Below are 26567 nucleotides of genomic sequence, written 5' to 3' on the forward strand. Positions count from 1 at the left end.
GACAGCCTTTGCTGCGGGGCCGCCCAGGCCCTTGCCGGCTGTCTCACACATGGAACGCGTCTTTTTCAAGCACCTAGTCACCGATACCCATCAGGAATCACACATGACCCAAGCCAACTATCTCTGGGCACCATCCCCCGTGCAATCCCTGCCCGTGCGCGGCAGCGAGCAGCGCCTGCCCGTCAACCGCCTGTTCTTTGTGGGCCGCAACTACCATGCCCACGCGGTGGAGATGGGCCGTCCCGTGGACAAAAGCGTCGAGCGCCCCTTCTATTTCACCAAGGCCCCGCAGACCCTGACCGAATCGGGCGCCACCGTGACCTATCCCCCCGAGACCAGCAACTACCACTTCGAGATGGAGCTGGTCGTGGTCATCGGCAAGCCGGGATTTCGCATTCCTGCCGACCAAGCCCATGAGTACATCTATGGCTATGCCTGCGGCCTCGACATGACGCGCCGCGATCTGCAACTGGTGGCACGCGACAAGGGACGTCCCTGGGATCTGGGCAAGGATGTGGAGCAGTCCTCCGTGGCCAGCGAAGTCGTGCCCATGGCCGGCAAGGTGATCGAGTCCGGACTGATCGAGCTGAGCGTCAACGGTCAGGTCAAACAGCAGTCCGATGTGAACAAGCTGATCTGGAATATCCGCGAAATCATTGCCGACCTGTCGCTGTTCTATCACCTGCAAGCCGGCGATCTGATCTACACCGGTACGCCCGAAGGCGTGGGTGCCGTGCTGCCCGGCGACCGGATCACAGGCCGCGTGGAAGGCGTGGGTGAGATTGCCCTGAACGTGGGCCAGCCCGAGTAAGGCGCGCAGACCATGAAGCTCTACAGCTTTTTTCGCAGTGGCACCTCGCACCGCCTGCGCATCGCCCTCAATCTCAAGGGCCTCACGCCCGACTACCTCCCTGTCGATCTGCGTGTGGACGAACAGGCCGAAGCACCGTTCAAGCGCATCAACCCGCAAGGTCTGGTGCCCGCGCTGACGCTGGACAGCGGCGAGACGCTGATCCAGTCGCCGGCCATCATCGAATGGCTGGAAGAGCGCTACCCCGAGCCCGCGCTGCTGCCTGCCGGTCCCGAGGCACGCGCCCATGTGCGCGCCCTGGCGGCCATCGTGGGCTGTGATGTGCACCCCATCAACAACCGCCGCATCCTGCAGACCCTGCGCCAGCAGCTCGGTGCCGACGAGGCCGCCATCAACGCCTGGTGCGCCACCTGGATCACGGCCGGCTTTGACGCCATCGAAGCCTTGCTGGCACAGGACGACACACGCGGCAGCTTCTGCTTCGGCAAGGCCCCCGGCCTGGCCGACGTCTATCTGATTCCGCAGGTCGAGAGCGCACGCCGCTTTGGCGTGGATCTGGCCCGCTGGCCGCTGATCAGTGCCGTCGATGCGGCTTGCAGCGCCCTGCCCGCCTTTGCCCAGGCAGCGCCTCTGGCCCAGCCCGACGCCCCGCAATAGACCCTTCCCGTGCAGCCGCGCCCAAACGCGGCTGCCCAGCAACGCTCTGCAGTCCCTAAAAACACCCACCGGAGACAAACTGTGAAATACGAGCAACATCAGCACAAAACCCAATCCACACCTACGCAAACAGCTATCAAAACAATAATTTCCGCAGCGGCGCTGCTGGTCGCAGCCGGCCAGGCGCTGGCCCAGGGTGATGCCTCCAGCTATCCCAACCGCCCCGTGACCGTGGTCACGGCCTTTGCCGTGGGCAGCGGCCCCGATGCCGTGCTGCGCATCGTGGGCGAAAAGCTGGCCCAGCGCTGGAAACAGGGCGTGACCGTGGACAACCGCCCCGGTGGCGGCGGCTTTGTCGCCATCGAGTACGCGCGCCGCGCCAAGCCCGATGGCTATACCCTGCTGCAACTGGACAGCGAACATATCTCGGCCCTGCCCTATCTCTACAAGAACAAGAACTTCAACACGCTGAGCCACTTCGACCCCGTGGCCCCGCTGTTCCTGACTCCGTTCTTTGTGGCCGTGCCCACGAATTCACCGTGGAAGAACATGGGCGATCTGATCAAGTCCGCCAAGGCCGAGCCCGGCAAGATCAGCTATGGCTCCTGGGGCGTGGGCAGCCCCGGCCATCTGGGCGGCGAATGGCTGGACTATCTGACGGGCAGCAAGATGACCCATGTGCCATACCGCGAGGTCAGCCAACTGTTCACCTCGGTCGCCAACGGCGACCCGACCTGGAGCTTTGCCAGCCTGCCCTCCAGCCAGGGCATCTACAAAAGCGGCAAGATCCGCTATCTGGCTGTGGCCGCACCCAAGCGCATTGCGCAAATGCCCGACGTGCCCACGGTCGCCGAAGCCGGCGGCCCCGCCGAGCTGGATGTGAACTCCTTTGTCTCCCTGCTCAGCCCCAAGGGCGTGGATGCCGCCTTGCGCGACAAGATCCGCAGCGATGTGGTGGCCGTGCTCCAGGACCCGCAGGTCAAAGAGAAGTTCTCCACCTTCGCCTTCCAGTCCATGAGCTTCACCGTGCCCGAGATGCAGCAATTTGCCAAGAAGAAGTCCGAGCAATACAAGCTGCTGATTGAGAAAGCCCAGATCAGCTTGGATTGAGAGCCGCCTGAGGCCATCAAATAGATCACGGCACAGACATACGCCCACAGTCGGCAAAGCCCCGTCAGCACAGCCTGCACGGGGCTTTTTTCATTGACGCGACGACCCGCCTCGCTCCAGATCAAGAAGGCCGCACCTAGACAGCAGAGCTCCAAAGGCGTGCAGAAAACGACCTCAACCCGGGGTTACACTTATTGCGAGGCGTTTCTCCGGACTTCCATCCCATCTCTAGAGCGCCCGTATGCCATGAGCCCCCGCTGACAAGCGTCAGGGCTGTTCGGCAGCTTCCCGCCCAAGCCGCAGCGCCGCCTGCCTGCCAGGGCCTCCATGCTGTTTTCACGTGACTCCACGTGATTCAGCCCCTTTAAATCGTTATAAAAAGATGAACAATTCCATCAAGACTGCCATCGCTTTTTTGCTGCTGCCCCTGGCCGCAGCTTCGCAGGCGGCCGAGCCGCCTTCGCCCATTGCTGCTGCCGAGCTGTACATCCGCACCCTGGTCAATCACGACGAGCAGGCTATCAGCCAGCTCAATGACTATCTGCGCCCGGACCGCCTGCGATCGGGCCGCAGCGCGGACTACGCCAACGCCGCCGAACTCAAGCAAGCCGACAAGGACTTCCCGCGTGAAGTCACCGACGTGGCCCTGCCCCTGTTCCCCGAGGCGCAGCGCAACGCCCTGCGTGCGCCCGTGGAAAGCCTGATGAGCACGGTGCAAAAGGCGCGCCAGCAATCGCAGTGCAAGACCGTCTCGGCCACCAAGCCCAAGCTCGACAAGCATGGCGTGCTCAATACCGAGGTGAAGTTCAGCTGCCAACTGGTCAAGACCCCCGAGACCTGGGCCGAGGGCATTCAACGCATGGTGCGCAACAAGCTCAGCCTGGATCAGGTGCAGGGCGAACTCAAGAAGCTGCAAGCTGCATACTCAGCCCCCGCCAGCTACACCTACGAGGGCGTACTCTCCCTGGGCATGGTGCCCAAGGACAAGGACAAGGCCTGGCGCAACGACTTCGCGAGCGAAGCCTTTGACGAGATGTTCAGCGAGCTCTAAGAGCACCTGAGAACGGCAAAAGGGCCCCAGTGGGCCCTTTTGCATTTTGCCGCCGCAGGTACTGCAGCCATGCCTGCACGACAAGCTCCAAAGCGCCGGCAGACATAGCATCCACTTGTGCACATTTGCACACCCTATGTGCAGTGTTTGCTATTGCTACAGCAAATCCGCACACATACCATGAGGAACGAATTCACCAACGGAGACACCTCATGAACGCACCGACTTCCGCCAAGGTTCTGGCGCCCACGGTCAAGCTGCTCATCAACGGGCAGATGGTCGAATCCAAAACCACCCAATGGCGCGATGTGGTCAACCCCGCGACGCAGGAAGTGCTGGCGCGCGTACCGTTCGCCACGCCCGACGAGGTCAACGCCGCCGTGGCCAATGCCAAGCAGGCGTTCAAGACCTGGAAGAAGACCCCCATCGGCGCACGCGCCCGCATCTTTCTGAAGCTGCAGCAGCTGATCCGCGAAAACATGAAGGAGCTGGCCGCCCTGCTGACGGCCGAACAGGGCAAGACCCTGCCCGACGCCGAGGGCGATGTCTTCCGCGGCCTGGAAGTCGTGGAGCACGCGGCCAGCATCGGCAATCTGCAGCTGGGCGAGCTGGCCAACAATGTGGCCAACGGTGTCGATACCTATACGCTGAACCAGCCGCTGGGCGTGTGTGCAGGCATCACGCCCTTCAACTTCCCAGCCATGATTCCGCTGTGGATGTTCCCCATGGCGATCGCCACGGGCAATACCTTCATCCTCAAGCCCTCCGAGCAGGACCCCATCGTCACCATGCGTCTGGCCGAGCTGGCACTGGAAGCTGGCGTGCCCCCTGGCGTGCTCAACGTCATCCACGGCGGCGAGGACGTGGTCAACGCCATCTGCGACCACCCCGACATCAAGGCCATCAGCTTCGTGGGCTCGACCAAGGTCGGCACCCATGTCTACAACCGGGCCAGCCTCAACGGCAAGCGCGTGCAATGCATGATGGGCGCCAAGAATCACGCCATCGTCATGCCCGACGCCAACAAGGAGCAGTCGCTCAATGCCCTGCTGGGCGCCGCCTTCGGTGCGGCCGGCCAGCGTTGCATGGCGGTTTCCGTGGCCGTTCTGGTGGGAGAAGCCCGCAACTGGATTCCAGATCTGGTGGCCAAGTCCAAGACCCTCAAGGTCAATGGCGGCACCGAGCCCGGCACCGATGTCGGCCCCCTGGTGAGCTGTGCGGCCCTGTCGCGTGTCGAAGGCCTGATCGAACGGGGCCTGGCCGATGGCGCCACGCTGGAGCTGGATGGTCGCAAACCCGAGGTGGCCGCCTATGCCAAGGGCAATTTTGTCGGCCCCACCATCTTCAGCGGCGTCAAGCCCGGCATGAGCATCTACGAGCAGGAAATCTTCGGCCCCGTGCTGTGTCTGGTCGCTGCCGAGGACATCGATCAGGCCATCGAGTTCATCAACGCCAACCCCAATGGCAACGGCACGGCCATCTTCACCCAATCGGGTGCGGCCGCGCGCAAGTTCCAGGAAGAGATCGATGTGGGCCAGGTCGGCATCAATGTGCCCATCCCCGTGCCCGTGCCGCTGTTCTCGTTCACGGGCAGCCGTGCCTCCAAGCTGGGCGACCTGGGCCCCTACGGCAAGCAGGTGGTCATGTTCTACACCCAGACCAAGACCATCACGGCGCGCTGGTTCGACGACAGCACGACCAGCCACGGCGTGAACACCACCATCAGCCTGAAGTAAGCCGGCCATGAAACCCGACAGTGCAGCCCTGCCTCTTGCCAGGCCCGGGCTGCGCTGTGCGGCTTTGCCGATGATGGCAGGCATGTACGCTCAAGAATTGTCACGCTCCTCACCACTGCGCCGAGCCGCAAACACGTCTCACCGCCCAGCACGGCGGCTGGCCCGTCTGTGCGCCCTGGCTGCCGGCAGCCTGCTGATTGCCCATCTGCCTGCGGCATCGGCCCAGGACAGCGAGCCGGCCCCATTGCACTGCCCTTCAGATCAGCCACTGTCTCTTGCCTGCCTTGAGCAACAGGCCCAGGTCCTGGAACGGGGCATGCAGGTACTTTACCTATACCTGCAGCGCCAGCTGCCGCAGGCCAACGCCCAGGCCCTGCAAACCGAACAGGACGACTGGACCCAGGAGCGCGACCGGCGCTGCCAGCCCAATGGCTATGTCCATGAGGCAGAAGACATGGCTGCTTGCCGCATCGGCATGGCCCTGGGCCGGGTCAAGGCCTTCAAGAACCAGTGGTATCCGCTGGCAAAGAACGCACAGGGTGAAAAGCAGCCATGAACCGGGCAAACCCATATCACTTGCGCCAGCAGACCAGCCCGGGCTGCGATGATGCGGGCATGACGATCCGCATTCAGAAATTCAGGCAACTGCGGCCTGCGACCATTGACACCAAATCGCTTGCTGCTCTTTTTATTGCAGCAAGCTTGAGCCAGCACGCACTGGCCCAGGCCGGAGCCGACTGCGTGCCTGGCGGCACCACGGCCCAGACCAATGCCTGCGCCATCAAGGATTTCCAACAAGCCGACACCGACCACCAGATTCTCTACGGCGATGTGATGCGCGCGCTATCGGCCCATGAGCGCCCCGCCCTGCGCAAGGAGCAAGGCGAATGGAGCCGCCAGCGCATTACCCAGTGCAAGCAGGCCACCAAGGCCTTTGAAGCGCAGCCCGACTGGCCCAGCCGCTACCACCGCTGTCTGGTGCAGCAGATCACGGCCCGCGATGCGGTGCTCAAGCGCTGGCTGCACCAGGGGCCGCCGGACTGATCGGCAAAGCCGTCAGGGGCCAGAAGACGAATAGAACAAAAAAGGAGACATGAAATGGACTTTGAACTCAGCGAAGATCAACGCGCTTTTGCCGATACCGCCCGTGCTTTTGCGCAAGCCGAGCTGGCTCCGCATGCGGCCGAGTGGGACCGCGAGCACATCTTTCCGCGCGAGGCGATTGCCAAGGCCGGCGAGCTGGGCTTCTGCGGCCTCTATGCTCCGGAAAGCATTGGCGGCCTGGCCCTGCCACGACTTGATGCAACGCTGGTATTCGAAGAAATGGCGGCCGTCGATCCATCGACCACGGCCTTCATCACCATCCACAATATGGCGACCTGGATGCTGGGCACCTGGGCTACCGATGCCGTGCGCGCCGAATGGGGCGAGCAGCTCACCAGCGGCAGCAAGCTGGCCAGCTACTGCCTGACCGAGCCCGGCGCAGGCTCGGATGCGGCCTCGCTCAAGACCCGGGCCGAACTGGTCGGCAACGAGTACATCGTCAACGGCAGCAAAGCCTTCATCAGCGGCGCGGGCAGCACCGATGTGCTGGTGCTGATGGCAAGAACCGGCGACGCCGGCTCCGGGGCTTCGGGCATCTCGGCCTTTGCCGTGCCTGCCGATGCGGCCGGCGTGAGCTATGGCAAAAAGGAAGAGAAGATGGGCTGGAACAGCCAGCCCACGCGCGTCATCAGCTTCGACAATGTGCGCATTCCCGCGCACAACCTGCTGGGCCGCGAGGGCGAAGGCTTCAAGATCGCCATGAAGGGACTGGACGGCGGGCGCATCAATATCGCCACCTGCTCGGTGGGCGCGGCCCAGGGGGCACTGACCCAGGCACAAAGCTACATGCAGGAGCGCAAGCAGTTCGGCAAGGCCATTGCCAGCTTTCAGGCCTTGCAGTTCAAGCTCGCCGACATGGCGACCGAGCTGGTCGCGGCGCGGCAGATGGTGCGTCTGGCGGCCTCCAAGCTGGATGCCGGTGCGCGCGATGCCTCGACCTACTGCGCCATGGCCAAGCGCTTTGCCACCGATGCCGGCTTCATGGTCTGCAACGAGGCCCTGCAGCTGCATGGCGGTTATGGCTATATCCGCGAATACCCGCTGGAGCGCCTGATGCGCGATGCCCGCGTGCACCAGATTCTGGAAGGCACGAACGAAATCATGCGCGTCATCATTGCCAGGCGCATGCTTGAGGGCGATGCTCCGGAGGTCATTCGCTAAGCTGCTGCCATCACGCAACGCAAGGATCGTCATGCCCGCCAAGCCCATCGCCCCTGAAACCCTGCAGCTCATAGATGCCGTGCGCGATGCGCTGCAGGATTGCACAGCCGTGGAAGAGAAAACCATGTTCGGCTGCCATGTGTTCATGGTCGACGGCAAGATGTGCCTGGGCGTGGAAAACGACGAGTTGCTGGTGCGCCTGCCCCCCGCCAGTCATGCGCAGATTGCGGAGATGCCTGGAGTGCGCCCGCTGTCCTCGCGCGGACTGATGGACGGCTACTTTCTCGTCGGCCCCACGGCCTATGCCAGGCGCGATCAATGGCTGTACTGGATAGGTGAGGCCCTGGCCTTCAACCCGCTGGCAAAGGCCACGCCAAAACGCAAGACCGGCAGCAAGGCCAGCAGCGAGACCGATAGCAAGAAGCCGGGCGATGGAAAAAGCCCTGCCGGTCAGGGCACCAGCAGCGGGCGCAAGCGTACCAGGGCTGCCCCGAAACCGGTTGATGCCGACGCCCCCAGAAAACATCCTATTTTCGACAGCGAATAAGCACAAAGGACTGACCTCATGGCCATACGCATAGTCCAGCTAGGCAGCGAACGCGCCCCCGACGAGGGCCTGCGCATAGGTACGGTGCGCAGACCGCCGCGCGGCGTGCCCAAGGCCGAGTTCGCAAGCCGCAACTACTACGACTGCTGGTATCCCGAGCTCTCGCCCGAGGTGGAGCTGATGCAGCAGGCCCTGGAGGCCATCAAGCTGCGCACGGCCGGTCAGGAGGCACAGGCCGACAAGCTCTGGAAGCAGTTTGAAAAGCAGTTTCGCAAGCAGCTGGCCGAGCCCGCCGCCGATCGCACCCTGGGCCTGCTCGCAGCCTTGTCGCACAGCTCCGCCTTTTCCCTGGGCTGCTACTGCGACGACGAGGCGCATTGTCATCGCAGCATCTTGCGCAGCCTGCTCGCCGACAAGGGTGCCATTCTCAAGAATTAAGCGAAAAACCAATCAATCGCTTATGGATAAAGCGCTAGACGCTATTAATTCAATAACAGCAAGGAGACAGACATGCAAATCGCTTTCATCGGTCTGGGCAATATGGGTGCCCCCATGGCCGTCAATCTGGCCAAGGCCGGCCACAGTGTCAAAGCCTTCGACCTGAGCCAGGAGGCCATCGCCAAGGTCGTGGCCGCCGGAGCACAGGCGGCCTCCAGTGCCCAGGAAGCCGTGCAAGGCGCCGAAGCCGTCATCACCATGCTGCCCGCCAGCCAGCATGTAGAGAGCCTGTTCCTGGGCCGCGACGGCGCGGCCGGTCTGCTCGCGCACATCGCCAAGGGCACGCTGGTCATCGACAGCTCCACCATCGCCGCGGCCACCAGCCAGAAGGTGGCCAAGGCGGCCCAAGCAGCGGGCATAGACTTCATCGACGCCCCGGTCTCGGGTGGCACCGGCGGTGCAATTGCCGGCACGCTGACCTTCATGGTGGGCGGCAGCGACGCGCAACTGGCACGCGCCCAGCCATTGCTGGAAAAAATGGGCGCCAATATCTTCCACGCTGGCGGTGTCGGCGCGGGCCAGACGGCCAAGATCTGCAACAACATGCTGCTGGGCATTCTGATGGTGGGCACCAGCGAAGCAATCGCCCTGGGCGTGGCCAACGGTCTGGACCCCAAGGTGCTGTCCGAAATCATGCGCCGCAGCTCGGGCGGCAACTGGGCCCTGGAAAAATACAACCCCTTCCCCGGCGTACACGAGAACGCACCGGCCAGCAAGGGCTATGCAGGCGGCTTCGGCACGGACCTGATGCTCAAGGATCTGGGCCTGGCGCAGGACAACGCCACGGCCAACCGCGCCAGCACGCCGCTGGGCGGCATGGCGCGCTCCATCTATGCAGCGCACAGCCTGTCCGGCCATGGCGGCGAAGACTTTTCCAGCATCATCAAGATGCTGCAGAAAAAGGCCTGAGACCATGGCCCTGCCCCACGCCCAACCCGGGGTTCCGGTCGAAGTGCAGCCCTACGGCACTTCGCTGGGAAACCAGAAGACCGCTGCACTGTTCAAGTCCGACACCCTGGAAGTGATCCGTCTGGTGTTGATGGCAGGCAAGCGCCTGCCTGCGCATCAGTTGCAGGGCGAACTGACGATTCAATGTCTGGAGGGACGGCTCGCCGTCATCCAGGGCGCAAGCCGCCAGACACTGAGCGCGGGGCAGTTGCTGTTTTTGCCCGCCCAAGCCATGCATGAGGTCGAGGGCGAGCTCGACTCCTCGGCCCTGATCACCATCGTGCTGCACAACCACTAACCACCAGACCCGGTCACCGGCCAGCTGACCCCGCTATGCTGCAGCGGATATCACAGCTGGCCTCCGGGCTTGAAGCCTGTCAAGCTGTCAGCACCGATCCAGCAAGCGCTGACAGCCATTCTTTCCGAAGCGGACGGCTCCTGCTGAAGACTCCTTGTCTGCCCACGCAAATCGACTCCTGCTGACGCTTGCCACGGTGGTGCAAATCGCTGCCCTGTGTTTAAGATGGCCCCAGAGGAAGTGATCGCTGCGTTGCTCTCAAGGAGTTCTCCATGATGAAGCTGACTGGACAGAACATTCTCATCCTCGGCGCCGGCAAGATCGGCTCAACGATCGCCGACATGGCTGCCGAGCTGCATGAAGCCACCGTCACGCTGGCCGATATGCAGCCCCCGCCCGGCAACGACCCGCAGATCCGCCCCCTGCAGCTGGACATCGACGACGATGCGGCACTGAGCCGCGCGCTGCAGCAGCACTCGCTGGTCATCAATGCCCTGCCTTTCTTCTGTGCCGAGCGCGTGGCCCGGGCTGCGGCGCGGCAGGGCGTGCATTACTTCGATCTGACCGAGGATGTGGCGGCCATGCGTGCCATACAGGACATGGCGACGCAGGCGCGCTCGGTACTGATGCCGCAATGCGGACTGGCACCGGGTCTGATCGGCATGCTGGGCGGCCATCTGGCCCAGCAGTTCGACGAGCTGTTCGATCTGCAGCTGCGCGTGGGCGCGCTCACGCGCCATGCGACGAATGCGCTGCGCTACCACTTCACCTGGAGCGTGGACGGCGTCATCAACGAATACTGCAAGCCCTGCAACACCATCGTCAACGGACAGCCCATGCTGGTGCCGCCGCTGGAGGGGGTCGAGCCGCTGATCCTGGACGGCGAGAACTTCGAGGCCTTCAACACCTCGGGCGGCCTGGGCACGCTGTGCGAGACGCTGCAGGGCCGCGTGCGCAACCTCAACTACAAGACCATACGCCACCCTGGCCACCGCGACGCCATGCATTTGCTGTTGCACGGCCTGCGCCTGATCGAGCGACGCGATCTGCTGCGCCAGGTGCTCGAAGGCGCGGTGCCCCACAGCCGCGAAGACATGGTGGTGGTAGCCGCCATGGCCAGCGGCAAGCGCGCTGGCCGGCTGGAGCAGCTGACGCGCGGTGCCCGCATCTTCGGTGCGGCGCTGCGCGGCAGACAGCGCACGGCCATAGAGCTGACGACCTCGGCCGGCATGCTGGCCGCCGTGGAGCTGTTCGCCACGGGCCAGTTGCCCCAGCAAGGCTTTGTGCGCCAGGAGCAATGCACGCTGGCCGCACTCTCAAGCACCCGCGTGGCCCCCTACTTCGACGGCCTGCTCGGCTGAGGCCTGTATCTCACACCCATCAGGAGGGAATGCCATGACTGCCATCTCCGCGACCGACTTCCAGACCGTGCTGAGCCGCTGCGGCATAGCGCTGCAGGCCCTTGCAGGCAAGGACATCAGCGTGCACTCGCCCATCGACGGCACGGAACTGGCCAGCCTGGCCGCCCTGCCCGGTGCCCAGATCCCGCCGGTCATAGACCACGCAGTGCAGGCTTTCAAGCAATGGCGTCTGGTGCCCGCCCCGGTGCGCGGCGAGCTGGTGCGGCTCTGGGGCGAGGAGTTGCGCAGCGCCAAGGCCGATATAGGCCATGTGATTTCCTGCGAGGTCGGCAAGATAGCTCAGGAGGGCCTGGGCGAGGTGCAGGAAGGCGTGGACATCTGCGAATTTGCGCTGGGCCTGTCGCGCCAGCTGCACGGCAAGACCATTGTTTCCGAGCGTCCCGGCCACCGCATCATGGAGCAATACCACCCGCTGGGGCCGGTGGCCGTCATCACGGCCTTCAACTTTCCGAGTGCCGTGTTTGCGTGGAACGCGGCGATTGCCCTGGTCTGCGGCAACCCGGTGATCTTCAAGCCATCCGACAAGGCGCCGCTATCGGGCCTCGCCACCTTCAAGGCACTGGAGCGCGCCATTGCCCGGTTTGGCGACCGCGCACCAGCAGGTCTGGCGCAGATCGTGCTGGGCGGCGCGGCAGTCGCCGAGGCCCTGGTGGACAGCCCCCGGATTGCGCTGATATCAGCCACGGGATCGAGCCGCATGGGCCGCGCCGTGGGACCCAAGGTGGCAGCGCGCTTTGGCAAGCGCATTCTGGAGCTGGGCGGCAACAATGCCATGGTGGTCACGCCGGCAGCCGACCTGGATCTGGCCGTGCGCGCCATTGTCTTCAGCGCCGTGGGCACGGCCGGCCAGCGCTGCACCTCGCTGCGCCGCCTGATCGTGCACCGCGATGTCAAACAGCCGCTGCTGGACAGGTTGCTGCCGGCCTACCGCAGTCTGCGTATCGGCAACCCGCTGCAGCCGGATACCCTGGTCGGCCCCCTGATCAACCAGGCATCGTTCGAAGCCCTGCAGCACTCGCTGAGTCAGGCGCTGAAAGACGGCGGCCATTTGCTCACGGGCGGCCAGCGCCAGCTGGAGCAGCAGTTTCCCCAGGGCTTCTATGTGGCTCCGGCCATTGTGGACATGCCGGCCCAGACCGGCATCGTGCGGCACGAGACCTTCGCCCCCCTGCTCTATGTGCTGAGCTACGACGAGCTGGAGCAGGCCATTGCGCTCAACAACGATGTGCCTCAGGGCCTGTCCTCCTGCATCTTCTCCAACGATCTGCGCGAGGTGGAGCTGTTCCTGAGCGCGGCTGGCTCGGATTGCGGCATGGCCAATGTCAATATCGGGCCCAGCGGTGCCGAAATCGGCGGCGCCTTTGGCGGCGAAAAAGAGACTGGTGGCGATCGCGAAAGCGGCTCCGACGCCTGGAAGCAATACATGCGCCGCACGACCAACACCATCAACTATTCCCGCGAGCTGCCGCTGGCCCAGGGCATTCAGTTCGGGTGAGGCACAGGACCGCAGCCCGTGACTGCCAGGGAAACCATGCAACGCGGACTCCGGGGTTAGCGAACTCCATTCGAGAGTCCTGACTGTCCGGCTTCCACCAGGTTCTGCACGCTGGCCACAAAGGCCTCGAGCACGGCCGGCATGCCCTGTGGCCGCCAGGCCAGCACGGCCGGCGTGGTCACCCGGCTGCCGCGCAGCGCCGCAAAGCGCACGCCGTTCATGCCCACGGTCTGCATGCAGACAGGCACCAGGGCCACTCCCTGCCCGGCCGAGACCAGGGCCATGACGGTCAGCCACTGGCGCGCGGCATGCCGTGTATGGGGATGGATGCCGGCCTGCTGCAGACAGGCGATGACGTTGTCGTAGTTGGCCGGAGCCACCTCGCGCGCAAACATCACAAAAGTGTCCTGGGCCAGTTCGCGTAGATCGATTTCGCCGCGCTGGGCCAGCGCATGGTCGCTGGGCAGGCAGCAGACAAAAGGCTCCTCGCCTATGGACAGCGTGCGTATATCGTCCTGCGGCGTGCCGATGTTGAGAAAGCCACAGTCGATCTGCCCGCTGGCAATGGCCTGCAGTTGGTCGCGCGTCGACATCTCGTGCAGGCATAGCTCGACCAGCGGGCGCTCGGCGCGAAAGGCCCGGCAAAACCCCGGCACCTGCCGGTAAACCATGGACCCCGTGATGCCGATGTCCAGCCGCCCTTGCAAGCCCTGGGCCACGCCGCGCACCACCTCGGCCGCATGCTGGAGCTGGGCCAGCACCTTGCGCGCCTCGTGCAAGAAAGCCTCGCCTGCGGGCGTGAGTTTCACGTTCTTGGCATCGCGCTCCATGAGCACCGTGCCCAGATCCTGCTCCAGCGCCTTGAGCGCCATGCTCAGCGGCGGCTGGGTGATGCACAGGCGCTGTGCGGCCCGGCCGAAGTGCAGCTCTTCGGCCAGGACCACAAAGTAACGCAGCAAATGGGTTTTCATCATGTTTCGCAAAGTTTGGCCAAGACCATACCCCATGCCACCAGAAGCCGAGGTTTCGCGCCCGGCTGGTGGCAAACCCGGCCGTTCATTTGCTTCAGTCACCAACTTCTGCTGTCAGGCCGACGCAGTAAAAATTTCAAGTCAGATCAGCCTCTAACCCCATCACAGAAAGTGCAAGTAGCTATCAAAACAGCATTGCTTTGTTGCTTACGACAGAGGCCTTGCCGGCCACGCCGGGATTTCGCCCCGGCGGGCGACTCACTTTCTGTTGCCAGAAAGTAAGCCAAGAGCGCAACCCGACCATCTGCGTCCCTGCGCTGCGCTCCGGGAAAACCTGCGTCATGCCATTCGATCTGCGCTGCCGCCCAGCTCGCTGCGCGGCACGCCGCTTCGCTCAGACAGGCGGCGGCAAGCCAGTTCACGATGCAACGCTGTCCTGCGGCAGCGTTGCCCGCAGCCCGAACCGCGTGCCGCAGGCGCAGACACACGGGTGAATGCGGGCGGCCTGCAAGAGTTGTGACGAGATCAACCTCAAACGCTTATTCAAAAGCGATAGCCGATATCAAGAAACAAAGAAGCTATCTTGATTCGCCCTCTTGTGCCCACGCCCGCAGGCGCAGCCGCAGGGACGGGGGCAGCGGGGCTGTGTTCTTTGCTTACTTTCTTGGGGGCGGCCTTCCGTCACAAGCAAGAAAGTGAGGCGGCTGGCGGGCCGAGACCCGCTCTCTGCAAGCAAACCAAGCAAGTCATTAGCTTCGCTCACCATCTCGTGCTGCTAAGCAGCCGCAACGCAGATTTCAAGAAAAATCAGCCTCTAGGCCAGTCACAGAAAGCGCAAGTAGCTATCAAAAACAGCAGCGCTTCGTTTGCTTGACCTCCCCCCTGCCGCTCGGCCGATCAATAGGACTTGGGCAAGCCCAGAACCTTCTCGGCAATAAAGCACATGATGAGCTGCGGGCTCACGGGCGCCAGGCGCGGAATCCACGACTCGCGCATATAGCGCTCCACATGGAACTCCTTGGCATAGCCCATGCCGCCATGCGTGAAGATGGCGGTCTCGCAGGCCTTGGCGCAGGCTTCGGCGGCCAGGTACTTGGCGGCATTGGCCTCAGCGCCGCAGGGCAGGCCCTTGTCATAGAGGAAGGCGGCCTTCTGCACCATCAGGTGTGCGGCCTCCAGCCCCATCCAGGCCTGGGCCAGCGGGTGCTGCACGCCCTGGTTCTGGCCTATGGGCCGGTCGAAGACCACGCGTTCGTTCGCGTACTGGGTGGCGCGCGCCAGGGCCGCACGGCCCAGGCCCACAGCTTCGGCCGCGATCAGGATACGCTCGGGATTGAGGCCGTGCAGGATGTACGAAAAGCCCTTGCCCTCCTCGCCGATGCGGTCCTGCACCGGGATGCGCAGCCCGTCGATGAAGAGCTGGTTGGTGTCCACGCATTTTCGGCCCATCTTCTCGATCTCGGTCACGGCGATGCGGCTGCGGTCCAGGTCGGTGTAGAACAGCGACAGGCCCTCGGTACCCTTGCACTCCTCCACGGGCCTGGTGCGAGCCAGCAGCAATATCTTGTTGGCCACCTGGGCCGTGGAGATGAAGACCTTCTGCCCGTGCACCACATAGACATCGCCGTCGCGCACGGCACGGGTCTGCAGCTTGAGGGTGTTGAGTCCGGCATTGGGTTCGGTCACGCCGAAGCAGGCCTTGTCCCGGCCCGCGATCAGCGGCGGCAGCCAGCGCTGTCTTTGCTCGTCCGTGCCGAAGACCACGGCCGGATGCAGGCCGAAGATGTTCATGTGCACGGCCGAGGCCCCCGACAGGCCGGCCCCCGTGGCCGAGATGGTGTGCATCATCAGCGCCGCTTCGGTGATTCCCAGTCCCGCGCCGCCGAACTCCTCGGGCATGGCAATGCCCAGCCAGCCGGCTTCGGCCAGGGCCTGATGGAAGTCGTGCGGAAAGCCGCCATCCCTGTCCTTCTTCAGCCAGTAGTCATCGTCGAAAGGCGTGCAGACACGCTGCACGGCTTCCCGGATCTGTTCCTGCTCGGCGCTCCATAAAAAATCCATGGCGACTTCTCTCAATCAGTTGAATTTCAATGAAATCCGCCTCAAACGCCTGTCTGACAAGCGCTATCAGCTATTGTTTTTAATCACTCAGGTCGGCGCACGCGCGCGGGGTTTTCGCCATAGGGCGGGCTGTAGATGACCAGCAGACGCACGGGCTGGTCGCTGGTGACGCGAAACACATGCATGCAGTCCTCCGGGAAGAAGCAGGTGTCGCCCGGCTGCATGGCAAAGCGCTCGGTCTGACCCTGGCTTTGCACCTCCACCTCGGCCGTGCCGTCCAGCAGATAACAGGCCTGCTCCATGCCTGGGTGGGCATGCGGCAGCGCACCGCCGCCTTTTTCCAGCGTTCCGAGCACCACTTCCATATGCTGGGCGCCGACATTGGCCTGGCTGACCAGGCGCCGGTTCACCGTGCCGTGGTGGTTGGCGGGGCTGTACCCCTGTACATCCTGCTCGCGGATCAGATAGCGGGGCATATGTCTGTCTCTCTTTGGTCCTTGGATGACGAAGCCTGCATGCAGCCACCGCTGACCTGCAGTGCGGCGATCTGCGCCTCGCCCAGGCCCGCTTCGCGCAGCACCTGCAGCGTGTGCTGGCCCAGTTGCGGTGCCGCGCTGGCCTCGCGGTCCGGGGGGGTGGCGCTCCACTGCGTGGGATTGGCCGTGGTGCGCAACCGACCCTCGCTGGGGTGCTCGATCTCGCGCACAAAGCCCGTGGCTGCATGGTGCGGATCGGCCAGCAAGTCCTCGGGAGAGGCCATGGGCATATTCGGCACGTCGGCCGCATCGAGCAGCGCACGCCACTCGGCCGTGCTGCGCTCGCGCATCAGGCTCGCCACCTCGGCATAGACCGCATCGATATTCGCCGCGCGCTGGCCGTGGGTGGCGAACATGGGCTCGCGCATGCGCTCGCCCTGGCCTATGGCGTTGAAGAAGCTGTGCCAATGCTTGTCGTTGTAGATCAGCACGCAGAGATGACCGTCGCTGGTGCGGTAAGGCTTGCGATGGCGCGTCAGCAGCCGCGCATAGCCGGCATCGCCCAGCGGCGGCTCGAAGCTCAGCCCGGCCATGTGATCGCCCAGGATGAACTGCGTCATGGCCTCGAACATGGGCACGACCACCGCCTGCCCCTGGCCGCTCTTCTCGCGCGCATAAAGCGCAGCCGTGACCGCATAGACCGCATGCAGGCCCGTGACCCGGTCGCCCAGCGTCATGGGCGCATAGGACGGCTCGCCTCCGCCGTACTGCTGAGCCAGCCAGGGCACGCCGGTCGCCCCCTGGATCAGATCGTCGTAGGCCGGCCTGGCCGCATAGGGGCCGGCCTGATCGAAGCCGCAGCAGCTCACATGAATCAGGCGCGGATGGCTCTGCTCCAGCGTCTGCCAGTCCAGCCCCAACCGGGCCATGGCCTGGGGCCGCACATTGCTGATAAAGACATCGGCATCGTCCAGCAGTTGCAGCAGCGCCTGGCGCGCTGCGGTCTGCTTGAGATCCAGCACCACGGAGCGCTTGCCCTGGTTGGCCTGCAGAAAAATGGGGCCCATGCCGGGGTTGCGCATGGGGCCTACATGGCGCATGTTGTCGCCTTCGGGCGACTCCACCTTGATCACATCGGCGCCCAGGGCGGCCAGAATCTGCGTGGCAAACGGCCCCATGATCACCGAGGTCATGTCCACGATCCTGACGCCGGCCAATGGACCGGCCGAAGTACCCGCTGAGGGGCCCGCTGTGCGGCCTGCAGCCTGACTGCTATCGCTGTGCATGCTCGTCATCTCACTGCGCCTCGATGCCGGCCTGCTTGACCAGCTGCCCCCATTTGGCGAGCTGCTCCTTCACATAGAGCGCGAACTCGTCGGGCGTGGCCGTGGGCCAGACTTCGAAACCGACCTGGGCCAGTTGCTCCTGCACGGCCTTGTCCTTGAGGATGAGCTGCAGCTCGCTGTTGATGCGCTCGGCAATGGCCTTGGGCATGCCGGCCGGGCCGAAGATGCCGTTCCACGAGGTGATGTCGAAGCCCGGCAGTGTCTTGCCGATGGCGGGCACATTGGGCAGCAGCTGCGATCCCTTGGCGGCCGTCACACCCAGCGTGCGCACGCGCTCGGTCTTGAGCGTGCCCCAGGCAGAGCCCAGGTCGGCCACATACATCTGGATCTGGTTGCCCATCACATCGGTCAATGCCTGCGGGCTGGATTTGTAGGGCACGCCAGTGATCTGCGTACCCGTGATGTATTTGAAGGTTTCCGAAGCCACCAGCGAGGTGCTGTTGGGCGTGCCGTAGGAGAGCTTGTCCGGATGCGACCTGGCGTAGGCAATCAGCTCGGCCACGGTCTTGGCCGGCACCGAGGGATGGACCACCAGCGCAAACGGCAGCTCGCCCACGCGAGCCACGGGCGTGAAGTCCTTGATGGGGTCGTACTTGAGCCCCTTGACCAGCCAGGGATTGGCCGAATGCGAGGTGTTGGTGGTCATGAACAGCGTATAGCCGTCCGGCTTGGCCTTGACCACATGCGCGGCCGCAATCTGGGCATTGGCCCCGGCCCGGTTGTCCACCACCACGGGCTGCTTGAGTCGCTCGCCCAGCTTGTTGGCCACCACGCGCGCCACCGCATCGGTGCCGCTGCCCGCGGCAAACGGCACCACCAGCGTGATGGGGGCTGCGGGATAGCTCTCCTGAGCCAGCACCGCCCCGCCAAAGCCCATGCTCATGGTGGCTGCCAGGCCTGCGCTCGCACAGGCGCGCAGTAAGAATCGCTTGTTCATGCTTGTCTCCTTGTTCAGGCTGCGGCACCTGTATCCGGTGCCTGCTGTGCATGCTGAGGCGTTCAAGCATTCAAGTCCAATTGTTTAAACCGCATAAATGATTCGATTTACGAATCATTCATCCAGCTAGACATTCCAGCCGCTGCGTACGACGCCTCGCCTTCCCCTCTGCACGGAGAAATGAGCCGGATTTGTACCTGCGCCCTCAGCCCTTAGGCCCTTGAGGTGGCGGCAGCGGCTCCGACACCTGCAAGCAATACATATGCCCCACGAGCAACGCCATCAACCATTCACGCGAGCTACTGCTGGCGCTGGCATTCAGTTTGAGCGAATCGCTGGAGCAGATACGGCGTTCGAAGCACCGCTCGATGGCAGACTGTCGCCTTGTTTCTTCTGTATTCCTCTGACCATGGCCGAGCCTCTCAAGCACCCCGGCAGCGACATCGAGTTCCATGCCGACCCGTCTCTTTTGCTGGCGCCCTTCGATATCTATGATCGGGAAGAGTATCTGGGCCAGGAACTCGCTGCCTATGACCCCAATGATCCCCAGCAGTTGCTGCTGCTGTTCGATCACTATTTCTTTCCCTGCTGTGCGCAAGCTTCATGGAGCACTACGCACAAAGTGATGCTGACCCGGTCATTGCAAGCCGCCTTGCAAAGCCGGCAATACGACTTTGCAGCCCCACTGGAAGACAGCCACGACGACTGCTTCTACCTGCCCTCAGCCTGGCAGATTCAGGCCCCTCGACAGTTCTTCCTGAACGCTTATTCGATCCTGCTGAAACGCTGGGCTGCAGAATTCGCGGCAGCGGGCTTCAGCCCCACGCCTGCCGAGAATCTACGGCACCTGGCATGACAGCTGCCAGTCGCACCCGGACCTCAGTGATACGCACTGACCAGCACTGACGAGCAACGAAACGAGGCGATAAGGCCTGATGCCCTACAGCACTGTCACAAAACGGTGATTGAACTTAGGCCTCACTCGGGGGAGAATGCCTTATTACCGCTTTCGCTCAGGTGCTGTCATGGACCATATCCACTCCACGCCCACCCACCAAGCTCTGGATATCGCTCCTTACGGAGCCAGGCTTTCTGCCGCTCACTCGAGCGTGCTCTTCAAGGCGGAAGATCTGGAAGTCATTCGCGTCGTGCTGCGCTCGGGTCAGTCGCTGCCACCGCATCGCGTACCTGGCAGCGTCAGCCTGCAATGCTTGGAAGGTCGGCTCGAAGTTCTCATCGGCCAGACCGTGCATGAACTAGGCCCCAAACAACTCATGCATCTGCCAGCCAATATGCCCCATGCCGTGCGTGCCATGGAAGACTCGTCCGCGATTGCTACCATCGTGCTCTGTGAGGTTTGAAGAACTTCTATCGAACAGGCAAAAACTGCATGAACGGGCCGGCAAGCAGTCCCTGCGCATAACCGATGACCGAGCGCCGGTAGCGCTCGGTGGTGTAATCCGCAACCAGATCCAGACGGCCGATGATCTTTCCCATCTCGCGCTCGAAGCTCAGATTGCGCCCCTCTTCCGCTATCTGATTCGATAGCAGCAAGGGCTTTCCACCGGGTGCCTTGCGCGAGTTGAGAATCCAGTTGGCGATCTCCAGATTGCGCGCCGCATTGAAGACATGCTGCGGGTCCAGCCCGTCGATCAGCGTGAAGCTGGTTCGCCCGCCATGCGCGGTGATCAGCATATCGGCGGCAGCATGTACGAAGGCCGCAACCCGGTCCCCGGCAAACTCGGGCTGCAAGGCCAGGGACAGCGCCGCCACATCACGCTTGTCCTGCAGCTCATGCCAGGGCTGGCGCTCCATGACGGCAATACGCACATAGGTCATGGCCGCTTCCCGGCTGGAGGCGGTCTTTTTCCATTCGGCGGGGTTGCGGCGGTAGAGCTTGTCCATGATGAGAAACAGGCTCTCCAGATTCTCCTTCATGGCCAGCGTTGCCATGCGATTGCTGTCGGACTGCAGCAGCTCGCGCGAGTGAAAGTTCTCGCCCTTTACTTCTCCGTGATTCGTGGGGGCGCTGGAACAAGCGGCCAGACCGCACAGCACAAGCCCTGACAGCAGCCACCGCCCCATGAGCGGGCGACCACGCAGGAAATCGCGCGTGCAATGGCCTGCGGCGGCATGGGGCAAAGCTCGTGCTGCTGTCATGCTACAAACATAACAGCAGATGCAGCGCGCTCAATCCCGCCTGAGGCGCGCGATTGTTATCAATCGTGAACGACGCCTTCCCAGGCACCGGTTTCGGCGCTATTTGCGCAGCTGCCTGAGGATCTGCTCCAGCACCTTCCATGGCTCGGTCTGGTCGGCCATCGCCACGGGCACGCGCAGCTTGCTGCTGGTTGCCTGCTGCGGCGAAAACAGCAGGCCCGGAGCCAGCAGCAGATTGCTCAGCGCCGCCTGACGCGCCAGCACCTCGGTGTCCACGCCGCAATCGACCCAGGCAAAAGTGCCGGCCACAGGTTCGTACTCCGCATGGCAGCCCAGCGCTTCGAGCTTGCGCAGACAGCGGCCGCGCGCCCGGTCCACCCGCTCGCGCAGCCGGTCCACATGCTTGCGAAAGGAACCGTCGGCCAGGATATGGTGCACGATCTGCTCCGCCGGCAGCGAAGAGGTCAGGCCCGCCAGCAGCTTCATGTCGGTCAGGCGGTGCACATACTCGGGTTTGGTCGCGATATAGCCCACGCGCAGACCACCCGACAGAGTCTTGGAATAGCCCCCCACCAGAATCACGCGCTGCAATCTGTCCATGGCTGCCAGCCGCAGCGGCATGGCGCCCAGGAACTCGGCATAGGTGTCGTCCTCGACCAGCAGGAAATCATGGCGCTCGGCAATGCGCAGCACCTCATGGGCCACACCGGCAGACAGACTTAGCCCCGTGGGATTGTGCACCGCCGTGTTGAGGATGAAGAGCTTGGGCTTGTGGCTCTGGGCCAGCGATGCCAGGGCCGCCACATCGGGGCCTCCGGGCAGGCGCGGCACGCCGACCACATTCACGCCCATGTATTTGAGCCGCCCGAAGATCAGAAACCAGGCCGGATCTTCGACCAGCACGGTATCACCGGGCTTGAGAAAACAGCGCACGACCAGATCCAGACCATGGGTCACCCCGCCCACCGTCATGAGATTGGCCTCGGGATGGGCCGGCACCTCATGGGCCTGCAGATTCGAGGCGATCTGCTGGCGCAATGGCAGAAAGCCCTGTGGATGGCCATAGCTGAGAAAGCTCTGCTCGGCCCGCGCATTGTTACGGGTGATGGCGCGCATGGCACCCGTGATCAGACCTTGATCCATCCAGCTCGAAGGCAGGCAGCCTGCGCCCCCTGTGCCCGCGCTGTCATCGCGAAAAATGCCGCGCAGCAGATAGGCAGTGTCGAAGTCCGCCGGCTGCGCCGAGGCGGCAGCCACGGCGGCGGGTTCCATCACGCGGCGCTGGGCCGCCACATAAAAACCGCTGCCGCGCCGCGATTGCACCAAGCCCTGGGCAGCCAGCTTGTCGTAGGCCTGGACCACGGTGTCGCGGCTGACACCGGCGTTTTCCGCCAGCGCCCGCACCGAAGGCAGGCGCACGCCAACACGCAGGCCGTGGTTGCGGATCAGGCCGCCGAAATGCTCGACCAGCTGATCCACCAGCCCCACCGCACTGGAGCGCATGGGCTGCCAGCCCATCGATGCCGTTGCGGCCAAGGGCGAGGCTGCCGGGGTCGCTGCCCCGCCGTCGTTCTGTGCATCGAGCATCAAGCGCTCCTCAAAGTGTCAGGTCAATTAGAGCAGGCCAGCTCATCAACTGGCCTGCAAAAGTGTACTGATAGTGTACTGGTTGCAGAACTTAGTATAGAGGCACAACGCTTTTGTCGCCCCAAGGTTCACCATGTCATTCCTGCCTGAATCCTCTGCCTTCATCCTGCCTCTGGCCATGTTTGCCTTTGTCAGCTCCGTGACGCCCGGCCCCAACAATGTGATGCTGACGGCCTCGGGGGCCACTTTCGGCTACCGCCGCAGCGTGCCGCATATGCTGGGCATCTGCCTGGGCGTGGTCCTCATGGTGCTGCTGATCGGCGCGGGCCTGGGCAAGCTGTTCGAGGCCGAGCCACGCATCTACACCCTGCTCAAATATGTGGGCGCGGCCTATCTGATCTGGCTGGCATGGAAAATCGCCCGTGCCGGGGGCGTGGACCAGGGCCAGTCTGGCAGCCGCCCGTTCAGCTTCTGGCAGGCCGCCGCTTTCCAGTGGGTCAACCCCAAGGCCTGGATCATGGCTGTGGGCGTGGTCGCGACTTACACACCGCGCGAAGGTTTTTTTGTCAACCTGATGCTGTCGGCCCTGGTGCTGGGCCTGGTCAACTATCCCAGCATCAGCGTCTGGACCCTGTTCGGCAGCACCGTGGGGCGCGCACTGCGCACTCCACAGGCACTGCGCAGGTTCAATGGCGTGATGGCCGGTCTGCTGCTGCTGTCGCTGGTGCCCATTTTTGCCGAGCATGTCTAAACTCGGTCCATGCAATATGACATACGCCAGCTGACTGAGTCCGACCTTTGCAGTTATCGCGCCCTGCGCCTGCAAGCCCTGACAGAATGCCCGACCGCCTTCGGTGCCACACCTGCCAGCGAACGGGCACTCGGCGATGCGCAGATACTGAGTCGTTTCGGCAGCACGCCAGGTCAAGCCATGTGGGGAGGCTTTGACGCAGACCGCAGACTCTGCGCCACGCTGGGCATGTATCGCGAGCAGGGAGAAAAGACTGCGCACAAGGGCAATCTCTTTGCCATGTATGTGGCAGCACAGGCCCGAGGCCAGGGCCTGGCCCGTCGCCTGCTGGAGACGGCCGTTGAGCACGGCAGAGCGCTGAATTTGCGACAGCTGATGCTGGGCTGCAATGCCGGCAACGGCAACGCACTACGCTTGTATGGGCAGGCAGGTTTTAGCGAATACGGGCGGGAGCCTGCGGCCCTGTATGTTGACGGCAAGTATTTCGACGAGGTGCTGATGGTGATGAAGCTGGACTAGTCTGCACCGCATCGGCACATTTCAGCTGGCAGGTTTGAACAAGCCGCCTGGCTCAGCGCGCCTGCATCGCAATGATCTGCTGTGCCAGACCAGCGATGGCCTCATCCGAAAGCTGGTCTGTCTCCAGAACCTGGCGCCGGGGCCATTGCTCGAAGTGATTCGACTGAGAGCGCTCGTAGTGCGGGTCGTAGTGGCGCAGCATCAGCTCTTCGAACAGCGCAGGCAGCTCCCCTGCCCGCGCCCATTGCTGCCAGCGGCCCACCGTCTCCTTGCCCTGCAGCTCCTTGAGCCAGCCCAGTTTGGTGGCCAGCACTTCGGGATCGTCCCCCAGGTAGGCATAGTCACGCAGCAGATAGGACAGGCGTGCGGCGGTCGTCGCACGCACCTCGATGACCGGAGCCTTGTGCAGATGCTGCACCAGCACCAGCGGCAGGCCGACGCGACCGATCTTGGCGCTCTCGCCTTCCAGATAGACGGGACGCGAGAGATCGAATCTCTCCAGCTGCTCGGCAATCAGGGTCTCGAAACGCTTCTGGCTGGGCTGCTCTATACCGGGCAGGCCGCCCAGCAAGGAGCCCTTGTGACTGGCATAGCCCTCCAGGTCCAGCACCTGCTCGCCGCTCTGGGCCAGCGCATGCAGCACGCGGGTCTTGGCCGAGCCGGTGGCACCGCAGAGCACGCGCATCTGCAGCTTAGGCACCAGGCTTTCAAGCTGCGCAATCACATGGCCGCGAAACGCCTTGTAGCCGCCGGCCAGCTGCTGGGCATCCCAGCCGACCAGACGCAGCCAGGTCACCATGGAGCCGCTGCGCAGGCCGCCGCGCCAGCAATAGACCAGGGGCTTCCAGTTGGCGGGCTTGTCGGCAAAGGTTTCGCGCAGATGGCGCGCCAGATTGGCCGACACATAGGCAGCGCCCAGACGCTTGGCCTCGAAGGGGCTGACCTGCTTGTAGATGGTGCCGATCTCGGCGCGCTCGGCATTGCTCAGCACGGGGCAGTTGATGGAGCCCGGAATATGGTCGAGCTCGAACTCGGCGGGCGAGCGGGCATCGATCAGGGCATCGAACTGGTGGCGTTCAGGAACGCGAACGGGCTGGCGGTGGGACACGGCAGACTATCCATGGCTGCGCCTGACGGCCTGCATGGCCGCTGGGCAAATGGCGTGTGCTCGGGCGTGAAGCGGGAATCGCGATGGGGCAGCGATTCGACTTGAGGCTCGGCAACATGAAAAACCTGCCGCCTCATCTCAAGATGAAGCCCGGCAGGCCACGAAGCAAGGGTGTGGATCGAGCCTCGATACGCACAACGGCTGCGGCAAGGTTTTGCGCAACAGTCATTCCCTGTGTAGGGCGTATTTTCGCAGATATGCGGGGCTGCTTCAGCCACGGCCCCAAAACTGCACAGGGCGCAGCTGCTTGCACAACTGCGCCCTGTGTGAGGTCAATTCAAGCTCCAGCACTTATGCGTCAAGTACCTAAAGCTATCAAAATGATCAGGCTTGGTTCTCCTGGCGCGCAAAGTATTCGCGCGTGAGCTGCACGATCACGGGTGAGAGCAGCAGCAGCGAGATCAGATTGGGAATCGCCATCAGCGCATTCAGCGTATCGGCGACCAGCCAGGCAAAGTCCAGCGTGGCCACGGCACCCACAAAGGTGCTGATGGTCCAGAGGATGCGGAAGGGCTTTTCACAGATGGTGCCAACCAGATAGGTCCAGCATTTTTCACCGTAATAGGCCCAGCCCAGAATCGTGGTGAAGGCAAACACCGACAGCGAAACGGCCAGCACATATTTGCCCACGCCGGGCATGGCGGCCTCGAAGCTCTGGGTGGACAGCACGGCCCCGGTAGCGCCGGAATTCCAGACGCCGCTGACCACGATGGCCAGCCCGGTCATGGTGCAGACGATGATGGTGTCGATGAAGGTTCCCATCATGCCTACCAGCCCCGAGAAAACGGGGTCGCGCGTGGCACCGGCCGCCTGGGCGATGCCGGCCGTTCCCAGGCCCGCTTCGTTGGAGAAAATGCCGCGCGCCACACCCATGCGGATGGCCATCAGCACCGTCGATCCCAGAAAGCCGCCCGTGGCCGCCGTGGGGCTGAAGGCCTGCTCGAAGATCAGTGCAAACGCAGCCGGAATGCGGTCGAAGTACACGCCCAGCACATAGAGTACGCAGATCACATAGGCCACGCACATGGCAGGCACCAGCTTTTCAGCCACCGCGCCGATGCGGGTGATGCCTCCCAACACCACGGCACCGGTAAGCACGGCTAGGCCCAGGCCTGTGATCCAGCTCTCCAGGCCGAAAGCCGTGTGCATGGCCGATGCAATACCGTTGGACTGCACCATGGAGCCGATACCGAAACCGGCCAGACCGCCAAAGATGGCAAACAGCGTACCCAGCCATTTCCACTTGCTGCCCAGGCCGTTCTTGATGGCATACATCGGGCCGCCCACCCACTGGCCATGGTCGTTTTTCTCACGGTACTTCACCGCCAGCACCACCTCGCCATACTTGGTGGCCATGCCCAGCAGCGCGGTCATCCACATCCAGAACAGGGCGCCCGGGCCGCCCACGGCAATGGCCGTGGCCACGCCGGCAATATTGCCCGTGCCCACGGTGGCGGACAGTGCCGTCATCAGCGCTGCATAGGGAGTGATGTCGCCATCGGCCTTGTCGCCGGGACGGCGGCTGCGCCAGATCATGCGGAAGCCGCGCACGATGTTGCGCAGCGGCATGAAGCCCAGGCGGACCTGCAGATAAAAACCCGTGCCGAGAATCAGCACGATCATGGGAACGCCCCAGACAATATCGTTGAGGGCTTTGAAGAGTTGGGTTAACCAGTCCATTGAGTGTCGTCTGCCGCAGCCAGCTTTCGCCTGCGGTCCATTGAATGGCAACAGTCCCGGAACATGTCTTTCAC

Annotated in this window: 27 protein-coding genes; 18 read left to right on the forward strand and 9 right to left on the reverse strand. The window is 63.4% G+C overall.

The window, feature by feature from the left end; genetic code table 11:
- Nucleotides 1-103 precede the first annotated feature (103 nt).
- The 14 genes from CTR2_RS16440 to amaB all read left to right on the forward strand — a co-directional run bounded on the left by CTR2_RS16440 (nucleotide 104) and on the right by amaB (nucleotide 12837).
- Nucleotides 104-811 carry a fumarylacetoacetate hydrolase family protein gene (locus CTR2_RS16440; protein ID WP_087084541.1) on the forward strand — a complete coding sequence of 236 codons (708 nt, stop codon included), beginning with the start codon at nucleotides 104-106 and terminating at the stop codon, nucleotides 809-811.
- A gap of 12 nt (nucleotides 812-823) precedes the next feature.
- Complete coding sequence (maiA, locus tag CTR2_RS16445; protein ID WP_087082602.1) at nucleotides 824-1468, forward strand: maleylacetoacetate isomerase; 645 nt, start codon at nucleotides 824-826, stop codon at nucleotides 1466-1468.
- A gap of 144 nt (nucleotides 1469-1612) precedes the next feature.
- Nucleotides 1613-2578: a Bug family tripartite tricarboxylate transporter substrate binding protein gene (locus tag CTR2_RS16450; protein ID WP_409021395.1), complete on the forward strand. Its 966-nt coding sequence runs from the start codon at nucleotides 1613-1615 to the stop codon at nucleotides 2576-2578.
- Between the two features lie 382 nt (nucleotides 2579-2960).
- Complete coding sequence (locus CTR2_RS16455; RefSeq protein WP_087082600.1) at nucleotides 2961-3629, forward strand: hypothetical protein; 669 nt, start codon at nucleotides 2961-2963, stop codon at nucleotides 3627-3629.
- A gap of 212 nt (nucleotides 3630-3841) precedes the next feature.
- A complete protein-coding gene (locus CTR2_RS16460; protein WP_012838771.1) occupies nucleotides 3842-5365 on the forward strand; it encodes a CoA-acylating methylmalonate-semialdehyde dehydrogenase in 1524 nt (507 codons plus the stop codon).
- Between the two features lie 82 nt (nucleotides 5366-5447).
- Entirely contained in the window at nucleotides 5448-5921 is a 474-nt protein-coding gene (locus CTR2_RS16465) for a lysozyme inhibitor LprI family protein (RefSeq protein WP_254913287.1), read from the forward strand.
- Nucleotides 5922-5941: 20 nt separating this feature from the next.
- Nucleotides 5942-6409: a lysozyme inhibitor LprI family protein gene (locus CTR2_RS16470; RefSeq protein ID WP_409021396.1), complete on the forward strand. Its 468-nt coding sequence runs from the start codon at nucleotides 5942-5944 to the stop codon at nucleotides 6407-6409.
- Nucleotides 6410-6463: 54 nt separating this feature from the next.
- Entirely contained in the window at nucleotides 6464-7630 is a 1167-nt protein-coding gene (locus tag CTR2_RS16475) for an acyl-CoA dehydrogenase family protein (protein ID WP_046460209.1), read from the forward strand.
- 31 nt (nucleotides 7631-7661) lie between these two features.
- Nucleotides 7662-8177: a TfoX/Sxy family protein gene (locus tag CTR2_RS16480; RefSeq protein ID WP_087082594.1), complete on the forward strand. Its 516-nt coding sequence runs from the start codon at nucleotides 7662-7664 to the stop codon at nucleotides 8175-8177.
- A gap of 18 nt (nucleotides 8178-8195) precedes the next feature.
- Nucleotides 8196-8615 (forward strand): DUF488 domain-containing protein, encoded by a 420-nt coding sequence (locus CTR2_RS16485; RefSeq protein ID WP_012838776.1) that lies wholly within the window; start codon nucleotides 8196-8198, stop codon nucleotides 8613-8615.
- A gap of 72 nt (nucleotides 8616-8687) precedes the next feature.
- On the forward strand, nucleotides 8688-9584 hold the full coding sequence (gene mmsB, locus CTR2_RS16490) for a 3-hydroxyisobutyrate dehydrogenase (RefSeq protein ID WP_003067480.1): 897 nt from the start codon (nucleotides 8688-8690) through the stop codon (nucleotides 9582-9584).
- Between the two features lie 4 nt (nucleotides 9585-9588).
- Nucleotides 9589-9921 (forward strand): cupin domain-containing protein, encoded by a 333-nt coding sequence (locus CTR2_RS16495; RefSeq protein WP_087082592.1) that lies wholly within the window; start codon nucleotides 9589-9591, stop codon nucleotides 9919-9921.
- Nucleotides 9922-10193: 272 nt separating this feature from the next.
- Nucleotides 10194-11282 carry a saccharopine dehydrogenase family protein gene (locus CTR2_RS16500; protein ID WP_087082590.1) on the forward strand — a complete coding sequence of 363 codons (1089 nt, stop codon included), beginning with the start codon at nucleotides 10194-10196 and terminating at the stop codon, nucleotides 11280-11282.
- Nucleotides 11283-11316: 34 nt separating this feature from the next.
- Nucleotides 11317-12837 carry an L-piperidine-6-carboxylate dehydrogenase gene (gene amaB, locus CTR2_RS16505; protein WP_087082589.1) on the forward strand — a complete coding sequence of 507 codons (1521 nt, stop codon included), beginning with the start codon at nucleotides 11317-11319 and terminating at the stop codon, nucleotides 12835-12837.
- A gap of 56 nt (nucleotides 12838-12893) precedes the next feature.
- On the opposite strand, the gene CTR2_RS16510 is transcribed toward amaB, so the two are convergent.
- From CTR2_RS16510 to CTR2_RS16530, 5 genes are all read right to left on the reverse strand, one after another.
- Nucleotides 12894-13811: a LysR family transcriptional regulator gene (locus CTR2_RS16510; protein WP_254913285.1), complete on the reverse strand. Its 918-nt coding sequence runs from the start codon at nucleotides 13809-13811 to the stop codon at nucleotides 12894-12896.
- An 894-nt stretch (nucleotides 13812-14705) separates the two neighbouring features.
- The gene (locus CTR2_RS16515) at nucleotides 14706-15869 is read right to left on the reverse strand and encodes an acyl-CoA dehydrogenase family protein (protein ID WP_087082584.1); all 1164 of its coding nucleotides are present in this window, start codon (nucleotides 15867-15869) and stop codon (nucleotides 14706-14708) included.
- A gap of 83 nt (nucleotides 15870-15952) precedes the next feature.
- Nucleotides 15953-16345, reverse strand: a complete 393-nt coding sequence (locus tag CTR2_RS16520) for a cupin domain-containing protein (protein WP_087082582.1) — start codon at nucleotides 16343-16345, stop codon at nucleotides 15953-15955.
- The gene (locus CTR2_RS16525; RefSeq protein ID WP_409021397.1) at nucleotides 16330-17631 is read right to left on the reverse strand and encodes a CaiB/BaiF CoA transferase family protein; all 1302 of its coding nucleotides are present in this window, start codon (nucleotides 17629-17631) and stop codon (nucleotides 16330-16332) included. Before CTR2_RS16525 ends, CTR2_RS16520 begins: the two co-directional genes overlap by 16 nt.
- 10 nt (nucleotides 17632-17641) lie before the next feature.
- Complete coding sequence (locus tag CTR2_RS16530) at nucleotides 17642-18628, reverse strand: Bug family tripartite tricarboxylate transporter substrate binding protein (RefSeq protein WP_087082577.1); 987 nt, start codon at nucleotides 18626-18628, stop codon at nucleotides 17642-17644.
- A 262-nt stretch (nucleotides 18629-18890) separates the two neighbouring features.
- On the opposite strand from CTR2_RS16530, the gene CTR2_RS16535 reads away from it, so the two are divergent.
- Both CTR2_RS16535 and CTR2_RS16540 read left to right on the forward strand, forming a co-directional pair.
- Complete coding sequence (locus tag CTR2_RS16535; RefSeq protein WP_254913284.1) at nucleotides 18891-19484, forward strand: hypothetical protein; 594 nt, start codon at nucleotides 18891-18893, stop codon at nucleotides 19482-19484.
- Between the two features lie 169 nt (nucleotides 19485-19653).
- Nucleotides 19654-19989: a cupin domain-containing protein gene (locus CTR2_RS16540; protein WP_254913283.1), complete on the forward strand. Its 336-nt coding sequence runs from the start codon at nucleotides 19654-19656 to the stop codon at nucleotides 19987-19989.
- 7 nt (nucleotides 19990-19996) lie between these two features.
- On the opposite strand, the gene CTR2_RS16545 is transcribed toward CTR2_RS16540, so the two are convergent.
- Together CTR2_RS16545 and CTR2_RS16550 are read right to left on the reverse strand one after the other, a co-directional pair.
- Nucleotides 19997-20788, reverse strand: a complete 792-nt coding sequence (locus tag CTR2_RS16545; RefSeq protein WP_087082571.1) for a hypothetical protein — start codon at nucleotides 20786-20788, stop codon at nucleotides 19997-19999.
- 99 nt (nucleotides 20789-20887) lie between these two features.
- Nucleotides 20888-22375 carry an aminotransferase-like domain-containing protein gene (locus CTR2_RS16550; RefSeq protein WP_087082569.1) on the reverse strand — a complete coding sequence of 496 codons (1488 nt, stop codon included), beginning with the start codon at nucleotides 22373-22375 and terminating at the stop codon, nucleotides 20888-20890.
- Nucleotides 22376-22508: 133 nt separating this feature from the next.
- Between CTR2_RS16550 and CTR2_RS16555 the strand changes: the two genes are divergently transcribed.
- Both CTR2_RS16555 and CTR2_RS16560 read left to right on the forward strand, forming a co-directional pair.
- Complete coding sequence (locus CTR2_RS16555; protein WP_087082567.1) at nucleotides 22509-23126, forward strand: LysE family translocator; 618 nt, start codon at nucleotides 22509-22511, stop codon at nucleotides 23124-23126.
- A gap of 9 nt (nucleotides 23127-23135) precedes the next feature.
- The gene (locus CTR2_RS16560) at nucleotides 23136-23645 is read left to right on the forward strand and encodes a GNAT family N-acetyltransferase (RefSeq protein ID WP_087082565.1); all 510 of its coding nucleotides are present in this window, start codon (nucleotides 23136-23138) and stop codon (nucleotides 23643-23645) included.
- Between the two features lie 52 nt (nucleotides 23646-23697).
- On the opposite strand, the gene mnmH is transcribed toward CTR2_RS16560, so the two are convergent.
- Together mnmH and CTR2_RS16570 are read right to left on the reverse strand one after the other, a co-directional pair.
- Nucleotides 23698-24753 carry a tRNA 2-selenouridine(34) synthase MnmH gene (mnmH, locus tag CTR2_RS16565; RefSeq protein WP_087082563.1) on the reverse strand — a complete coding sequence of 352 codons (1056 nt, stop codon included), beginning with the start codon at nucleotides 24751-24753 and terminating at the stop codon, nucleotides 23698-23700.
- Nucleotides 24754-25137: 384 nt separating this feature from the next.
- The gene (locus CTR2_RS16570) at nucleotides 25138-26493 is read right to left on the reverse strand and encodes an alanine/glycine:cation symporter family protein (RefSeq protein WP_087082561.1); all 1356 of its coding nucleotides are present in this window, start codon (nucleotides 26491-26493) and stop codon (nucleotides 25138-25140) included.
- Nucleotides 26494-26567: the final 74 nt, after the last annotated feature.

Origin of the sequence: Comamonas thiooxydans (assembly GCF_002157685.2) — a bacterium.
Lineage (GTDB): Bacteria > Pseudomonadota > Gammaproteobacteria > Burkholderiales > Burkholderiaceae_C > Comamonas > Comamonas testosteroni_H.

Bases quoted from the DNA above. Each gene is read 5' to 3' on its own strand.
- CTR2_RS16440 (WP_087084541.1), top strand. From the start codon at position 104: ATGACCCAAGCCAACTATCTCTGGGCACCATCCCCCGTGCAATCCCTG.
- maiA (WP_087082602.1), top strand. From the start codon at position 824: ATGAAGCTCTACAGCTTTTTTCGCAGTGGCACCTCGCACCGCCTGCGC.
- CTR2_RS16455 (WP_087082600.1), top strand. From the start codon at position 2,961: ATGAACAATTCCATCAAGACTGCCATCGCTTTTTTGCTGCTGCCCCTG.
- CTR2_RS16460 (WP_012838771.1), top strand. From the start codon at position 3,842: ATGAACGCACCGACTTCCGCCAAGGTTCTGGCGCCCACGGTCAAGCTG.
- CTR2_RS16465 (WP_254913287.1), top strand. From the start codon at position 5,448: ATGTACGCTCAAGAATTGTCACGCTCCTCACCACTGCGCCGAGCCGCA.
- CTR2_RS16475 (WP_046460209.1), top strand. From the start codon at position 6,464: ATGGACTTTGAACTCAGCGAAGATCAACGCGCTTTTGCCGATACCGCC.
- CTR2_RS16480 (WP_087082594.1), top strand. From the start codon at position 7,662: ATGCCCGCCAAGCCCATCGCCCCTGAAACCCTGCAGCTCATAGATGCC.
- CTR2_RS16485 (WP_012838776.1), top strand. From the start codon at position 8,196: ATGGCCATACGCATAGTCCAGCTAGGCAGCGAACGCGCCCCCGACGAG.
- mmsB (WP_003067480.1), top strand. From the start codon at position 8,688: ATGCAAATCGCTTTCATCGGTCTGGGCAATATGGGTGCCCCCATGGCC.
- CTR2_RS16495 (WP_087082592.1), top strand. From the start codon at position 9,589: ATGGCCCTGCCCCACGCCCAACCCGGGGTTCCGGTCGAAGTGCAGCCC.
- CTR2_RS16500 (WP_087082590.1), top strand. From the start codon at position 10,194: ATGATGAAGCTGACTGGACAGAACATTCTCATCCTCGGCGCCGGCAAG.
- amaB (WP_087082589.1), top strand. From the start codon at position 11,317: ATGACTGCCATCTCCGCGACCGACTTCCAGACCGTGCTGAGCCGCTGC.
- CTR2_RS16510 (WP_254913285.1), bottom strand. From the start codon at position 13,811: ATGATGAAAACCCATTTGCTGCGTTACTTTGTGGTCCTGGCCGAAGAG.
- CTR2_RS16515 (WP_087082584.1), bottom strand. From the start codon at position 15,869: ATGGATTTTTTATGGAGCGCCGAGCAGGAACAGATCCGGGAAGCCGTG.
- CTR2_RS16520 (WP_087082582.1), bottom strand. From the start codon at position 16,345: ATGCCCCGCTATCTGATCCGCGAGCAGGATGTACAGGGGTACAGCCCC.
- CTR2_RS16525 (WP_409021397.1), bottom strand. From the start codon at position 17,631: ATGCACAGCGATAGCAGTCAGGCTGCAGGCCGCACAGCGGGCCCCTCA.
- CTR2_RS16530 (WP_087082577.1), bottom strand. From the start codon at position 18,628: ATGAACAAGCGATTCTTACTGCGCGCCTGTGCGAGCGCAGGCCTGGCA.
- CTR2_RS16535 (WP_254913284.1), top strand. From the start codon at position 18,891: ATGCCCCACGAGCAACGCCATCAACCATTCACGCGAGCTACTGCTGGC.
- CTR2_RS16540 (WP_254913283.1), top strand. From the start codon at position 19,654: ATGGACCATATCCACTCCACGCCCACCCACCAAGCTCTGGATATCGCT.
- CTR2_RS16545 (WP_087082571.1), bottom strand. From the start codon at position 20,788: ATGACAGCAGCACGAGCTTTGCCCCATGCCGCCGCAGGCCATTGCACG.
- CTR2_RS16550 (WP_087082569.1), bottom strand. From the start codon at position 22,375: ATGCTCGATGCACAGAACGACGGCGGGGCAGCGACCCCGGCAGCCTCG.
- CTR2_RS16555 (WP_087082567.1), top strand. From the start codon at position 22,509: ATGTCATTCCTGCCTGAATCCTCTGCCTTCATCCTGCCTCTGGCCATG.
- CTR2_RS16560 (WP_087082565.1), top strand. From the start codon at position 23,136: ATGCAATATGACATACGCCAGCTGACTGAGTCCGACCTTTGCAGTTAT.
- CTR2_RS16570 (WP_087082561.1), bottom strand. From the start codon at position 26,493: ATGGACTGGTTAACCCAACTCTTCAAAGCCCTCAACGATATTGTCTGG.